Genomic DNA, 12886 nt, shown 5'->3' with positions numbered 1-12886 from the left:
ATTGCCGGGCTCGGACTAGACAAGAGTTGCCTCCTCGGCCACGGCGATTGCCTTCGCTCCTGCTTCTTGCCAGTGAAGCAAGCTCTTCAGTGTTTGATGTCTCCAGCCGCCGTAACCAAGTGGCAGGCCAAAATGTACGCAGAGAAGACGGTTCAGATAGAACACGACATATTCCCGACCATTATTTCTATGGTCGAGACGTGGCATCAGTAGGTTATGCGACACGAGAGACGTCATGACGTCTCGAAGTCGAATAAAATGCGAGATTTCAGCGTCCTCGCTGTCAATTATCAGTTTTCGATCTTCCATCGTGATCGCAATTCCGGTGACGCCGGGTGCGTAGGGGGCGCTGCTTCTGAAAGTCTGTTGGCGGCAGTATTCGCCGATTGCTTCGAGCAGGCGGCGCGCCTCGACACCACGCGGAAGGCGGCGCGGAAGCCCGTCCCACCGATCCTTCGCAACGCCCCGGATCAGTGCGTCCTGTCGCGCTGCCGTGAGTGGCACCGGCTGATCTCGGTGAAACCGGATTTTCGCAGAGATTTCTTCAAACAATGCGCCTGCCACCTCCAGATACTGGTCCACATTGGAGGATGATACGGCGCTCAAAGACTCACGGCCGAAATAGATTGGCGCTCCCACATCTGTTCGCAGAAAGTGTTCTGCTGCTCGGTCCGTGCCGCTGCCTGATCGTGCTCCGAACTCATCCAATGTCAATGAATCGAAATCGAAGCTTGTCTGGGTTCGTCTCGTATCTCTTATGACCAGAATTTTGAGCAACTGCCATTTGAAGGCGCGTTCGAGAAGGTTGCCGCTTAGCCCGCGAGCATTGGCAAGCCAATTCGAATAACGAGGGCCAACGCCGGCCATCTTAACAACTTCGGCCTCGATCTCCGCCGTACGGCCAGTGAGAGCGGTCTCCAAGCTCGGTATGTCGTCGGTTTCACCAATGAGCGGAAACAGCTCGCGCCCTTCGAAACCATCAGCCTTGGCCGCCCGAAGATTGGCGATCGTTTCCACAAATTTGGTATAGGACTTGGTTCTTGTTCCAGACCAACGTTCTTCCAGTTGCACGACGTTCTCGTAATCTCGTTTGCGAAGCGCGCCCTCGGAGAGCAGATCCTTATGCGTAAGAGCCTCTAGCCTTTCAGCGATCCATACTCCGCACTGCTCCCGCGCATTGGTTATGAATTCAATCAGGCTTGCACGCTGTGGAGGAGCCAGTGTCTGGAGTTCGTCCATGAGAAGGACGCGCTTGACGTCCATATCACCCTGCGCGTCGCTTATGCGAACATGCGCAAACCACTTGAGCCCGTCCAAGCGCGCGTGCCCACCTTTTATCGACGCAGGCGAACCGAGATCGTCCATTCGATCGTAGAAATCTCGTTCGATGCGCGACGCCCAGGTAAAAAGCTCCTTTCCTGTAGCGCGGCCCGGAATAGTCGCGTCTGATTCCGGCTCCCATTCGAAGCTGTATTGGTCAAGATCGTCGGGAAATTGACGTTCCGCTCGTTCCAGCACCGACCTGAGTGTCGCGACCACAATTCGAGAATTCAATAGCTCTCGAAAGAGTATATTGCCGCGGTCAAAGGCACTCAGTTCCTTGTACTCACTGGTGAAGACGACCATCGCACCAAGCAATTTCGGTCCGTCGCGACCGATGGCGCCCACCTCCCTCAGCGCGTCGCGCGTCGCCTTCACCTGCTGGTGCTGATCAGCGAGGTTGTCAGTGAGCTTCAGCGGACGCGGCGTAAGAATACGCAGAAACGTAGTCTTTCCGCCACCAGGTGCACTTCGAAGAAAGACGAGACCGTTCCAAGGGTCATCGAAGGACTTGATGACCTCCAAAGCACCCACGCCGAAGAGACGAACAAACTCATCGTCACTCGTCGAGCGCTGGGATGCGCGCATTCGGAATGGATTTCTCACCTACTGTAGCTTTCTGTGGCGGCTAACTCTCGGAAACAGGCCACGAACCGATTGGTCGTCCTCTGCCCAGAGCAGATAGATCGAGTTGTTGGGAGTGTTGTGAGCTAGCACGAGCGGGAGCCTGCAATTCGCGAAACCGTAGCGCTTGCTTGTACCGCCTACTTTAGAATGCTCATCGTCGGCATCGTCGTCAAAATATCGATCATCTGCGACGAGCCCCAGGATTGGGCTGTCGCTTGCATCATCGAGCGGCGTCGTTTCGCCCAGTTTGTGAACCACCTCGAACTCGACTTTGCCCTTGCCGAAGGTCAACTTGGGCAAACGGCTTTCAATGTGCTCGATTGCCTGATCGCCGGCGACATAGAGAATGATGATTATCTTGACGCCGGAATTCGCTATCGCGTCTCCAAGGTTTCCTGCTTTCATTAAGCCGCTAACGATCTTCGCTATCTTCCCGGTCCATCCACCTTGCCCATCCTCTCGAATGAAACTCGTACCACTGCCAGTGAAATCATCGAGCAGTACGATGTACCGGAACCGGGCCTCATGATCGTGGGGTTCTCGACCCAAGATCTTCGTTAGGTGCTTCCGAAGGTCTTGGACCATGCCCTCGCTTTTCGGATCCGAAACGTCATAGGCATGAAAGACTTGCTCATTGGACATCTCTTGCGGATTCGCGCGACGAAACCAGTCTGTTCGCGCACCGTCGCTCAGGCCTAGGACCAGTGTCTGGCGAAGTCGAGTTCGATACTCCACCGTGTCGACGATTGCCTTCACTTTATGTGGATCGACCCCAAGTTCGGTCGCAGTGTCAGCGATTAGGATTGGGCGAATGATCGTCGGGAAGGTAAGCTCCACCAGATGATTCATTTCATCTGTGGATATGAAAAGCAGCCTCTTTCGCACGAAGTTGTAAGCCTCGCGACGCTCTTCACCCCCGGTGAACTGCCCAAGCCAGAGCGCCAGACTCTCGATGAACCGTTTGCCTGGCGAGAACTGCTGATATTCGTCGTATTTGTAACTGGCAAAGCTTTCGAGATAAGCGCGTTCCGCTGCCTTTTCCTCGTCAGACCATTCCATGATTTTTGCCAGCAGGCTTTCCGCCAAATCCTTCCTCATCAGAACTCCCCATGACACCTCTACCCGACCGCAGCGATATACCGCAGGGAGGAGTGCGTTCGTCCAGCGAAATCAACCTGGTCCTTACCTTAATTCACGGGATTCACTTGCGGGTGATTTCGCCAACCGCAGCTATGACTTTTGCAAGCCGCTCCGCACCGGCCGGTGTATTATCCCAAGCACGCCGAATTGAGCGCTCCAGCTTTGCCCAGTTCGGATCGGATGCGTGCCGACTGCGTTTCCATGTCGTTCCTTCACCCTGCGTATTTTGCAGCCCGAGGGTCGTGCAAATTCGCACGACGCTCGCTCCGAACGTAATGAATTGCCCCCGACAAATACGCGAAACTTGGCTAGCGTCGACATCAGCAATGTCAGCCAGTTCCGCGTAAGAAAGGCCTGCTTCTAAGCGCTTTTCATTGATATGGCGGACCAACTCCGCCCTTTCAATTTGCTTCGGCTTCATGTAAATTTGCATGCACTAAACGATGCAAATTTACAATGGAGTTTTTCGTGACGGATGTTGGCCAGGAAATCCGGTTCTATCGTGCCAGCGAGAAGCCTTACGGGGCCTTCAGCAATCTATTCCGGCGCGAGATTGAATTCGAAGGCGAGCGCTTTGCGACGAGCGAGCACGCCTATCAGGCCGGCAAGGCGCGTAAGCCGGAAGTCAAAGCATGGCTTATGGCGGCACCGTCTCCCGCGCTTCTGGCGATGGCGGCGCACGGGCTATATTACTGGGATGTCAGCCCAGGCTGGTCACGGACAAAGTTTGACAGGATGAGGTGCGTGCTCCGAGCCAAGTTCACTCAGCATGAAGATCTTCGCGAATTGCTGGTATCGACGGGCTCAGCTCGACTGATTGAAACTGCGACCGTCGACAATGAGGTGAATCGGCTCTGGGGAGAGGTAAATGGTCAGGGTCGCAATATGCTTGGAGAGCTACTGATGGAACTCCGTGCAAAGCTTCAGAACGACGACGTCTCGAAGGCGGCGTAAGAAGAGCCAATGCAAATCTGAAACTGCCGACATCGGGTTTACCCCCGCAAGACAGACCGCGCGTATTCTGCACCACGCTCGCGGAAGATGCCGCGAGCACCGACATAGGCGCAGTTCTCGGCAGCCAGGCGTTGTCCAGCTTCGATTCCGACAACGAATTCGTCAATTGAAATCTTCCGGGTCGCGCGGTCGCGGCGGCTCAGCAGCCAATCAATCACGCCAACGCTTACCATATCGCCAGAACCACAGGTGTCGCGCAATTCGGGCGCCGGGTAGGATTTGCACCACGCCTTCTCAGCTCCCCGTCGTACCTCCAGACCAGCTTCTCCGTGCGTCACGATTAGGAAAAGGGCGTCGTGGGGGGCGACCTGCCCCGCCAGTGTTGCCAGACGCTCTGCTGAGAACTTGAGAACGGACGCTGCAGCGACTGCGCGTCTGAAAAGCTCTTTATCGCCAAGCGCGGATGGCTCGAAATAGACGGTGGACCCTGCGTCGGCCGCAGCTTCCATCGCATCGACGATCGCTCCGGATAATCGATCCGTATAGAAGACATTGCAGTTCTTGATCGCCGGCAGAGCCCGGCTCACATCTTCCCAGTCTATCGGCTCATATCGCGGAAGATCGATGGAAGTTTCTGGACACCTAAATTCGAATGTATGTACCCCGGGCCCATGCAGACGCTGAGCAAGGATCGGCGAGCGGATGTGTTCTGTTTGTCGGATGTATCGCGTCTCGGCTCCCGCGTGCCGGAATGCGACCACAAGACGGATGCCAACCTCGTCTTCACCGAGGCTCAACACCGGCGCCACATTCCGCTGAAGCATGGCGAGCGAAATCAAAACGTTCCCGCAAGAGCCACCAAGATCCTCGGACGACACCGCCAACGAGTCCGCGTAGATGCGGTCGAGAACAGTAAATCCTGTGCCGACCACGTCGACTGCACTCATCGGACTCTCCCGGTCATAAGCTGGCCCACTCTGTTTTTTCTCGGTCACCATTTCAAGAGTGCTGATCGAGGGTCAGAGCAGAAAGATCAATCATCATTTCGCATCCCTTCGCACGAGCGGCCTGCAAAATGCGCAGGAGAGCATCCGGACCTCGCAACTTTGATCCAAACAGCGTCCAAGCGCCGCCTGAAGCGCCGCAAACACTGCCAACGCTTAGACAATGCGGTCCGGATAATAGCTCCCGATCATTTCCCAATGGCGAGCCACTATCTCCGATGCCGAGAACGGCCTTGCTCGCATCGCCGGATCGACGGGCGAGCTCCTCTACAACGCGGAGCTTTGACGTAGATGCCAAGACGATATCGACGCTATGGTGAGATCTCAGCACCTTCACGCTACCTTCGACTATCTGAGGGCAAGCAGCCAAGCCATCCGCAAAACGCTCGACGTCGATGACATCGGCACAGTCAATCGACACCTGAATTGGACGCGTCTTGATCTCGACTCCGTCGCGAAGCAGGCCTGAGCCCGTTAGCCACCGGGTAACCTCGGCAATGTTCGGATTTCGTTGCGGGGGGTCCTCAGCTATGTCGACGTCGAGCGTTCGAATGTGGGCGCCGTTATAATAACCCATGAGGACATTTCTATGTATCCGCTTCGGAAGGGCGTCTCGCAATTTTTCGCCAGCGGAGCCGCCGCGTCCTGTCGCAAAGCCCACCTGGATGCCGTCATCAACAAGCCTGACCAGTTCGTGCATAATCGCTTTGGGAGGAGGACCGAGCCGGGCTTCACGCGGATCGTTCGGGACGACCGTCCCATCATAATCGAGCGCGAGACCGACAAAGCTCGCGCCCCCCAAACTAAGCAGCCTCTCTCGCCCAACGGAACAAAGTGATGCTGATCGCTCATCGATAGGATCAAAGTACATCCGCGCGGACGTCTTGTGTCGAACCGATGAAGTCAAATCTCGCGAAAGCGTGTCGAGCGCGGGATTGTCATATATCGCCTCGGCAAACGCGCCTCTCCCCGGGCGTCCCGGATCGATACTCGTAGCGTTTCCGAGGTGCTGAACGAAGGATAGACCCCACAAAATGCTGACCGCGTTGGCCAATCGGCCACCGTGATCGAACTCAGCATCTTGAATCCTGGTCTGGGAAGGAAGTGCTGCACGGATGGGCTTCCAAACATCGCCACTTTCCGTGGTTGTCAAAGCCAGCACGTACATGGTCTCTGGATGCTTCGCCGCCCAAACATGACGACCGTGAGCGAAGTTTCTGAAATCAGTCCTCTGTACTGGCGCTATTCCGGTCTCCCAAAGAGAAGTTTCAATCAACGTTGCAGCTGCTGCGTTTTGCGGATCGTGCAGAACGAACAGAGTATCCCCAACCTGGAAATCGAAGTCTGGGCTTTGAGGTGCACTTAGCACCTCTTCCGCGCGCTTTCGGAGTTCTTCGGCCAATCTCCCGCGTTGCGGCTGCTCAGTGGTGAGATCTGACGCCATCAACAAGGCGGTCACCATCGAAATCATTGAATGCGTCGCTAGAAACCCATCCTTGGGATCGGCAACTGGCGTAACAATCACTTTGGCGCGAGGACTATTTGAGGCCACAATGGTTGTCGCGCCTTCCGATTGAACTGTCATCAACTGGAGCGATTTGCAGCTGGATGCATTTGCGACACGGAAGGCTGCCGCGATGTCAGGATTGTTCGCTCCGGCGCTGAACAGCCAGATATCGCATCCATCCCAATTTTCCATCGATAGGACGAACTGCATGGGTGTCATCACCATCGTCGGACCCAATTGCAATGTTGTCCGGCACCGCGAGAAGAATTCTGCTGTAACTACGGATCCCCCCGAGGCAATAGCGACGGCGAGCCGTCCTTTCCCTTGTGAAAGAGCGAAAGCAATGTCGCCAGCTCCGTGCGCGCTCGCCAACTCGATTGTCTCAGGCAACCGGCGCAATTTTTCGGAGAAGACAGTCATTCTGCTCGCCTAACTTCAAACGGACTCGGAGCAAGCGGACGCTGTAGTTCACGAGAACGGATCGTTCGCGAACGCGGCGGGGCAAGCAATCTCACCGGCCCGTGCCTAAGAAACATCGCATATCCAGAGCCGGGCCGCACGCTATTTTCTGCCAACGTATGATGGCACCCATCTTCCAGATAAAGAGCATAAAAACACCAGCTTCCTCACACCACTGCACCAGTTTGTTCCTGTTATGTTCGGTTCAGCGATGATTCTCAAGCCTACCGATCGCAAATTTGTACATGCTATCAATGCGCTGAGCATGGCGAATATCGGCCATCATCGGCATCGACATTGGCGTCATCGATCAACCGTCTCGGTGAAGCTGAGGTAGCGCCTAACATCGGCCAAATGATCGGCCAGTTATGGGCGCTCAGCTAAAATTTCTGTTGACACATATGTACTTAGCGCAATCTAACATCGGCCAATCATGGAAGAGACCGTACAGCGCATCGAGCCGGCGCGCCTGGCAGACGTTGCGGAGCCTATCTCCGACGCGCTGGCTGAGCTGTCAGCAAGCTCGGCGGTTCTCGGCGCCAAGCTGCATCCGCGCACGCGTATGCATCGACCAGGTCAGTTTCATGTCCAGCCTTTTCGATTTTAACCAACTTGCCCGGCGCCTGCAGCGGTTTGTTCAACGCTACGACCTGAAGCCGGAAGCTTTCCGGCTGCTCGAGGAGGCGCTTCTGCGCGGCGAGTTCGATCGCGGTGAGGCCTCACGTATCGCTGGCTTGCCGGAACGTAGGGCCCGCCGCGTGTTTACCGAGGTGCTCGAGCTTGGCCTGCTTGCGTCCGATACCCCGAAAGGACCGGTATCGCTACGCTTCCCGGTCGACACGTTGGACGAACTGTTTCCTAAGCTATTTCCGGAAACTTAGCGTCGCATAACTGCGCCTATAGTGTTGCCGATGCCCTTGTCACTCCCACGAGTCCAGCCGCGGATAGATTGGGAACCGAAACAATCCGCAGAAATATTTTGGTATCTATGTTGGTAGCGCTGCCGCTGCGCAAATCACAACTATTTGGAAACAAAGAATCTTCTTGGACCGGATTGGGCCTCTGACGGTGGCGGGCTCCAGTTTTGGATGCAGTCCTCCGGATCCCGCCTATGCCGCCTCACCTATCGGTTGGCATCGACCCGGCACGATCGTTATTCCGAGTCGGCTGAGGGCCGGCGTCAGCACAGCGTCGGGAATAGCGCTCTGGCTCAGCGTTCCGGCTTGTCGTCCCGGAGGATGCGCTCAGCGGCTCCGTCAAGATCCTCATATTGGCCACTCTTCAACGCCCACAGAAAGCCAGTCAGCCCCAGTGCGCCAAGAAATAGGGCGACTGGCATGAGGTAGACGAGTATCGTCATGATGACCGCGCTGATGGGTGAATGCCGGAATGTGTTGCCGAAGAAGCCCTCGTCAGCTCGGCGAGCATAAAGCCCTGCAGCCGCAGCCCGTTTCCGATCACCAGCAGCGATGAGGCGGACATCGCGACCGCCGCGACCAACGGCGTGACGTTGCCGAAGATGGCGATCGGCACGGCAACGGCGTTGTAGATGATCGCGATGGCTATGTTCTGGCGGATAAGCCGCCCTGCCTTCCGCGAGACGTCCAGCGCAAGGGTTACTGCCGAAAGGCTTTCACGCAGGAACACGAAATCAGCCGCGTTGCGACCAATATCGGCGGCGGTGGCTGGAGCGATCGAGACGTGCGCAGCGCCCAGCGCTGGCGTGTCGTTGAGCCCGTCGCCCACCATCAGGACCTTGTGGCCGGCTTTGGTCAGCACTTCGATCCGCTCAACCTTCCCGGACGGCAGCAGCGCCGGAACAAAACGGTCGATGCCCAATATTCTTGCGACATCGCCACAGGCGTCCGCGGTATCGCCCGACAGCATTTCGACCGCGACCCCTGCATCGTTCAATTGCGCCATGACGCTCCCGGCATCGGCCTGCAACGCATCCTCGAAAGCGAAGGAAGCGACAATCATCCTGTTCTTCGTCAGAACCGTGCCGTAGCCATGTTTGCCTTCGCCGCCGGTTCGAGCCTTCCATCCAGCCCATCCGCGTCGACCGAGCCGCCAGGTGCTTCCGGCGTCGGTAGCTTCGATTCCAAACCCTGGATGCTCGGTGACGGCATCGAATTTGTGCTGCCCGCCAAGGCGGGCAAAACCGGCTATGGCCTTTGAAAACGGGTGACGCGAGTGCGCAGCCATGTCGGCCGCGATTGCCAGCATGGTCGGATCGATCGCTGACGCATTGATGAGCCGGGGCTGTCCAAGCGTGAGCGTTCCGGTCTTGTCGAACACCGCTGTATCAATCGTCGCCAGGCGCTCCATGGCCGAACCGTCCTTGACCATGATGCCGTTCTCGAACAGGCGCCGCGCCGCGACCACCTGCACGATCGGCACGGCGAGGCCGAGCGCGCACGGGCATGTGATGATGAGAACGGCAATGGCGATGGTTATCGCCCGGTGCCAGTCGCCAGTCGCCGCCATCCAGCCAAGGAACGTCGCGAAGGCTGTGAGATGAACCACCGGGGCATAGAGCGCCGAAACGCGATCGGCGATCCGGTGATAATGCGCGCGGCCGCCCTCTGCGGCTTCCATGAGCCGAACCATTTCCGCCAGAAACGAATCTTTCGCGGCCGCTGCTGCCTCAATCGTCAGCGGGCCGGTAAGATTGAGGACACCGGCCTGCACGGCTTCGCCTGCCGCCACGTTTCGAGGCGTGCTCTCGCCGGAAACCAACGAGCAGTCCAGATCCGAGGCCCCTTGAATGATCTTGCCGTCGACGGGGATCCTTTCGCCCGCCGCGATCAACAGCAGCATGCCGGGTTCGATCTCGCCAACCGGCAGATAGTCGCGTGCGCCGTCGTTGCGCAGCACCATGGCGCCACGTGCGGCCAACTGGGACAGGCCTTTCACGGCGGTCCGGGCACGTTCGCGCATCACGTGATCCAACGTGCGACCGATCAACAGGAAAAACAGCAGCGATACCGACGCGTCGAAATAGGCGTGATCGCCGTGGTTGATCGTCTCATAGAGACTCATGGCGTAGGCGAGGGACACCCCGACCGCGATCGGCACATCCATGTTCATGCGGCCGTGACGCAGCGCATTCCAGGCCGAGCGGAAGAAGATGCCGCCGGCGAAGGCCAGTGCCGGGATCGCGATCAGCGCCGAGACCCAATGAAACAGGTCCCGCGTTGCGCCTTCGGCGCCGGACCAGACCGAGACTGAAAGCAGCATGATATTGCCCGCCGCAAAGCCGGCGACAGCAACGGCGCGGATCAGTTCCGAAAGCGTCTTGTCCTTGTTATCGACTTCAGGGTCGAACAGATGCGCCTCGTAACCCAGCCGTCCCAGCGCGGCGACGAAGGGTGGCACCTCGTCGCCACGCCACCGGATCGCGACCCGTTTCGTCGACAGGTTGACACGCGCGCCTTCGACATTGTCGAGCTTTGCCAGCGCCGTCTCGATCGTCTGGATGCAGGCCGCGCAGTGAACCGTCGGCACTGAAAGGTCGGTCTGCCAAAGATTGTCGCCAAGCGACCGGCTCGCCAACCTGATCTCCTGGCTAGACGGCAGGACCGATGTGGTACCGGTCAGATCCAGCGCCAGTTCCGCGCTGGGTGCACAACAGCTCATTGCAGCGCTCCTTGCGAAATTATGATCCGGCGAACGTCGCGATAGGGCTCCGCGAGACCGACGTCGGCATCGACTTCGACGATCCAGACGCCATCCTTGGGCACGTCCCGTGCTGCAAACTCCTGAGCCGAAGCAAGGGTAAGAGTGACGGACTTGTCCTCGGCCTCATAAGCGGGATGACGAAACAGTATCTTGACGCCATGCAACGGGACCGGCTTGCCGGTGGTATCGCTCAAGCTGTAGCGGACCTCACCCCGAGCGATCGTCAGTTTGCCGGTCCAGCCGAGTGCCGCCTGCGCGCGCCCTTCCTCGGCCTTTCGGTTGAATTGCTGGCTGGCCACATAGGTGTTCTCGACGACAAGGCCGGTCCAGCTCGTGCTGGCGAGTGTCGCCATCGTGAGATTGACCGCGATGATCACGCCGAAAAAGCCGAGAATGGTGAGCAGCATGTGCCTGCCGGTGAACTCACGCGTCTTTTGCGTATTGGTGCTCATCTGGCGATCTCCGGTGCGTTGAAGGTGGCGGTGTATTCGTCCGATTCGAAGCTCGCTCTGTCCTCGACGCGGAACTTGAAGGTCTGCGCTATGCCGCGGATCTGATCGACCGGCTGGCGCACGAAGACCTTCAGCATGTTCAGCCGGTCGGGTTCGACCGCGATGGCGAAGAAGCGAGCTGCCGGCAGATCACTGCCGACGACGCTCATTTCGGCTCCCTGCAAGCCCTGCAGCGTGACGACGATCGTCCTTGGCTCGGGGATCATGTTAAGCAGCTTGACGGTGTAACCGTTGCGGATCGAGCCGTCGGACAGGGTCACGAATTGCGGATTGCGGTCGTGCAGGACGTTGATCTCGAGTCGGTCGCGCGTCAGCAGCGAATAGATCAAGGCAAGCCCGACCGCCGTCCACGCGCCCATGTAGAAGAAGGTCCTCGGCCGGAAGATCTTGCGACTATGGAAATGCGCCAACCTGGCGGAGAATGTGCTGTCGGCCGTTCTGACGAGTGAAGGGTTCACGGGACCGGAGCCGCCTGCGGTCGCCACCGCCATGTTGGCGTTGTAGTCGGAGAGCGTCGCGTAGGAGATCAACCCGCGCTCCCTGCCGAGCTTGTTCATGACGCCGTCGCAGGCATCAAGGCACAGCGCGCAAGTGATGCATTCGAGTTGCTGGCCGTCGCGAATGTCGATCCCCATCGGGCAGACTGCGACACAGGCATTGCAGTCGACGCAGTCACCGACCGGCTGCCCGGCAGCCTGGACCTTCTTGGCGTGCCGCGAACGAGGTTCGCCACGCCAGTCATTGTAGGTCACAGTGAGCGAATTCTCGTCGAGCATGGCAGCCTGGATGCGCGGCCACGGGCACATGTAGGTGCAGACTTGCTCGCGCATCAGCCCGCCGAACGTGTAGGTGGTCGCCGTCAGCACCGCGATGGTGACGTAGGCGACCGAAGCGGCGGTGCCGTTGAATACGTCGCCGATCAGCGTCGGCGCATCGGCGAAATAGAGGATCCAGGCGCCGCCGGTAGCTGCCGCTATGACCAGCCAGATGGCGTGTTTCGACACACGCAGCACCAGTTTGCGCGCGGTCCAGCGGCCGGCGTCGAGCTTCATACGAGCGTTGCGATCGCCTTCGATCGCCCGCTCGACAACTAGGAAAAGATCGACCCATACCGTCTGCGGGCAGGTATAGCCGCACCAGGCGCGGGCGACGGTGGACGTGATCAGGAAGAGGCCGATGCCGGCCATCATCAGAAGGCCGGCGACATAGTAGAATTCCTGCGGCCATATCTCGATGAAGAAGACGTAGAAACGGCGGTTGGCAAGATCGATCAGCACGGCCTGATCAGGAGCAAACGGACCTCGATCCCAGCGCAACCAGGGCATCAGATAATAGATGCCCAGCGTGATCGCCATCACCAGCCATTTGAAGCGGCGAAAGCTGCCCGAGGCGCGTTTAGGGAAGATTTTCTTGCGCGGAGCATAGAGCGGCTGTCGTGTCTTGGCGGAGTTGACCGCTTTTGCCTCGAGCCGCTCCATCTGCGTTTTATCCAGCACGTGCATCTCCACTCGCGCGCGGCCTATGACATCGTTGTGCGACGGACTTGTCTGCTTCGACAGACGTCCGGTCTGCAGTGAGCCCGCTTCGCCGTGTGGGCCGCGCCGCCTTGCTGCAGGTCAATCGCCGCATGCCGGAATGGTGTCGGGGCCCGACTCGTGCCGGGCCCCGTCGCTTGGCGGGGA

11 protein-coding genes are annotated in these 12886 nt (G+C 58.2%); 2 read left to right on the top strand and 9 right to left on the bottom strand.

What is annotated here, in order from left to right; genetic code table 11:
- Positions 1 to 15: 15 nt before the first annotated feature.
- The 3 genes from AC1DZU_RS26535 to AC1DZU_RS26525 all read right to left on the bottom strand — a co-directional run bounded on the left by AC1DZU_RS26535 (position 16) and on the right by AC1DZU_RS26525 (position 3508).
- A complete protein-coding gene (locus tag AC1DZU_RS26535) occupies positions 16 to 1908 on the bottom strand; it encodes an ORC-CDC6 family AAA ATPase (protein WP_477289628.1) in 1893 nt (630 codons plus the stop codon).
- A gap of 18 nt (positions 1909 to 1926) precedes the next feature.
- Positions 1927 to 3045: a phosphoribosyltransferase-like protein gene (locus tag AC1DZU_RS26530; protein ID WP_477289627.1), complete on the bottom strand. Its 1119-nt coding sequence runs from the start codon at positions 3043 to 3045 to the stop codon at positions 1927 to 1929.
- 103 nt (positions 3046 to 3148) lie between these two features.
- Positions 3149 to 3508 (bottom strand): helix-turn-helix domain-containing protein, encoded by a 360-nt coding sequence (locus tag AC1DZU_RS26525; RefSeq protein WP_157279971.1) that lies wholly within the window; start codon positions 3506 to 3508, stop codon positions 3149 to 3151.
- A gap of 47 nt (positions 3509 to 3555) precedes the next feature.
- Between AC1DZU_RS26525 and AC1DZU_RS26520 the strand changes: the two genes are divergently transcribed.
- Entirely contained in the window at positions 3556 to 4041 is a 486-nt protein-coding gene (locus AC1DZU_RS26520; RefSeq protein ID WP_477289626.1) for an NADAR family protein, read from the top strand.
- Between the two features lie 38 nt (positions 4042 to 4079).
- Here AC1DZU_RS26520 and AC1DZU_RS26515 read toward each other — a convergent pair whose 3' ends face one another.
- Both AC1DZU_RS26515 and AC1DZU_RS26510 read right to left on the bottom strand, forming a co-directional pair.
- Positions 4080 to 4988 carry a carbohydrate kinase family protein gene (locus AC1DZU_RS26515; protein WP_080680529.1) on the bottom strand — a complete coding sequence of 303 codons (909 nt, stop codon included), beginning with the start codon at positions 4986 to 4988 and terminating at the stop codon, positions 4080 to 4082.
- 52 nt (positions 4989 to 5040) lie between these two features.
- A complete protein-coding gene (locus AC1DZU_RS26510) occupies positions 5041 to 6972 on the bottom strand; it encodes a hypothetical protein (protein WP_477289625.1) in 1932 nt (643 codons plus the stop codon).
- Between the two features lie 623 nt (positions 6973 to 7595).
- Here AC1DZU_RS26510 and AC1DZU_RS26505 point away from each other — a divergent pair.
- Positions 7596 to 7892, top strand: a complete 297-nt coding sequence (locus AC1DZU_RS26505) for a Fic family protein (RefSeq protein WP_224713086.1) — start codon at positions 7596 to 7598, stop codon at positions 7890 to 7892.
- Between the two features lie 329 nt (positions 7893 to 8221).
- Here the strand turns inward: AC1DZU_RS26505 and ccoS are convergent, their stop codons facing one another.
- From ccoS to ccoG, 4 genes are read right to left on the bottom strand one after another with little or no spacing between them, the layout of a single operon-like run.
- The gene (gene ccoS / locus AC1DZU_RS26500) at positions 8222 to 8371 is read right to left on the bottom strand and encodes a cbb3-type cytochrome oxidase assembly protein CcoS (RefSeq protein WP_006329249.1); all 150 of its coding nucleotides are present in this window, start codon (positions 8369 to 8371) and stop codon (positions 8222 to 8224) included.
- On the bottom strand, positions 8368 to 10650 hold the full coding sequence (locus AC1DZU_RS26495) for a cation-translocating P-type ATPase (RefSeq protein ID WP_477289624.1): 2283 nt from the start codon (positions 10648 to 10650) through the stop codon (positions 8368 to 8370). The genes ccoS and AC1DZU_RS26495 overlap by 4 nt, the downstream gene beginning before the upstream one ends.
- Complete coding sequence (locus tag AC1DZU_RS26490) at positions 10647 to 11144, bottom strand: FixH family protein (protein WP_027033465.1); 498 nt, start codon at positions 11142 to 11144, stop codon at positions 10647 to 10649. The genes AC1DZU_RS26495 and AC1DZU_RS26490 overlap by 4 nt, the downstream gene beginning before the upstream one ends.
- Positions 11141 to 12706 carry a cytochrome c oxidase accessory protein CcoG gene (ccoG, locus tag AC1DZU_RS26485; protein ID WP_477289623.1) on the bottom strand — a complete coding sequence of 522 codons (1566 nt, stop codon included), beginning with the start codon at positions 12704 to 12706 and terminating at the stop codon, positions 11141 to 11143. Before ccoG ends, AC1DZU_RS26490 begins: the two co-directional genes overlap by 4 nt.
- Positions 12707 to 12886: the final 180 nt, after the last annotated feature.

This window comes from Mesorhizobium sp. P2_A12 (assembly GCF_056405075.1).
Note: the sequence above shows the minus strand (reverse complement) of the source record. Positions and strands in the feature narration are given on the sequence as shown.

Bases quoted from the DNA above. Each gene is read 5' to 3' on its own strand.
- AC1DZU_RS26535 (WP_477289628.1), bottom strand. From the start codon at position 1,908: ATGCGCGCATCCCAGCGCTCGACGAGTGACGATGAGTTTGTTCGTCTC.
- AC1DZU_RS26530 (WP_477289627.1), bottom strand. From the start codon at position 3,045: ATGAGGAAGGATTTGGCGGAAAGCCTGCTGGCAAAAATCATGGAATGG.
- AC1DZU_RS26525 (WP_157279971.1), bottom strand. From the start codon at position 3,508: ATGAAGCCGAAGCAAATTGAAAGGGCGGAGTTGGTCCGCCATATCAAT.
- AC1DZU_RS26515 (WP_080680529.1), bottom strand. From the start codon at position 4,988: ATGAGTGCAGTCGACGTGGTCGGCACAGGATTTACTGTTCTCGACCGC.
- AC1DZU_RS26510 (WP_477289625.1), bottom strand. From the start codon at position 6,972: ATGACTGTCTTCTCCGAAAAATTGCGCCGGTTGCCTGAGACAATCGAG.
- AC1DZU_RS26505 (WP_224713086.1), top strand. From the start codon at position 7,596: ATGTCCAGCCTTTTCGATTTTAACCAACTTGCCCGGCGCCTGCAGCGG.
- ccoS (WP_006329249.1), bottom strand. From the start codon at position 8,371: ATGACGATACTCGTCTACCTCATGCCAGTCGCCCTATTTCTTGGCGCA.
- AC1DZU_RS26495 (WP_477289624.1), bottom strand. From the start codon at position 10,650: ATGAGCTGTTGTGCACCCAGCGCGGAACTGGCGCTGGATCTGACCGGT.
- AC1DZU_RS26490 (WP_027033465.1), bottom strand. From the start codon at position 11,144: ATGAGCACCAATACGCAAAAGACGCGTGAGTTCACCGGCAGGCACATG.
- ccoG (WP_477289623.1), bottom strand. From the start codon at position 12,706: ATGCACGTGCTGGATAAAACGCAGATGGAGCGGCTCGAGGCAAAAGCG.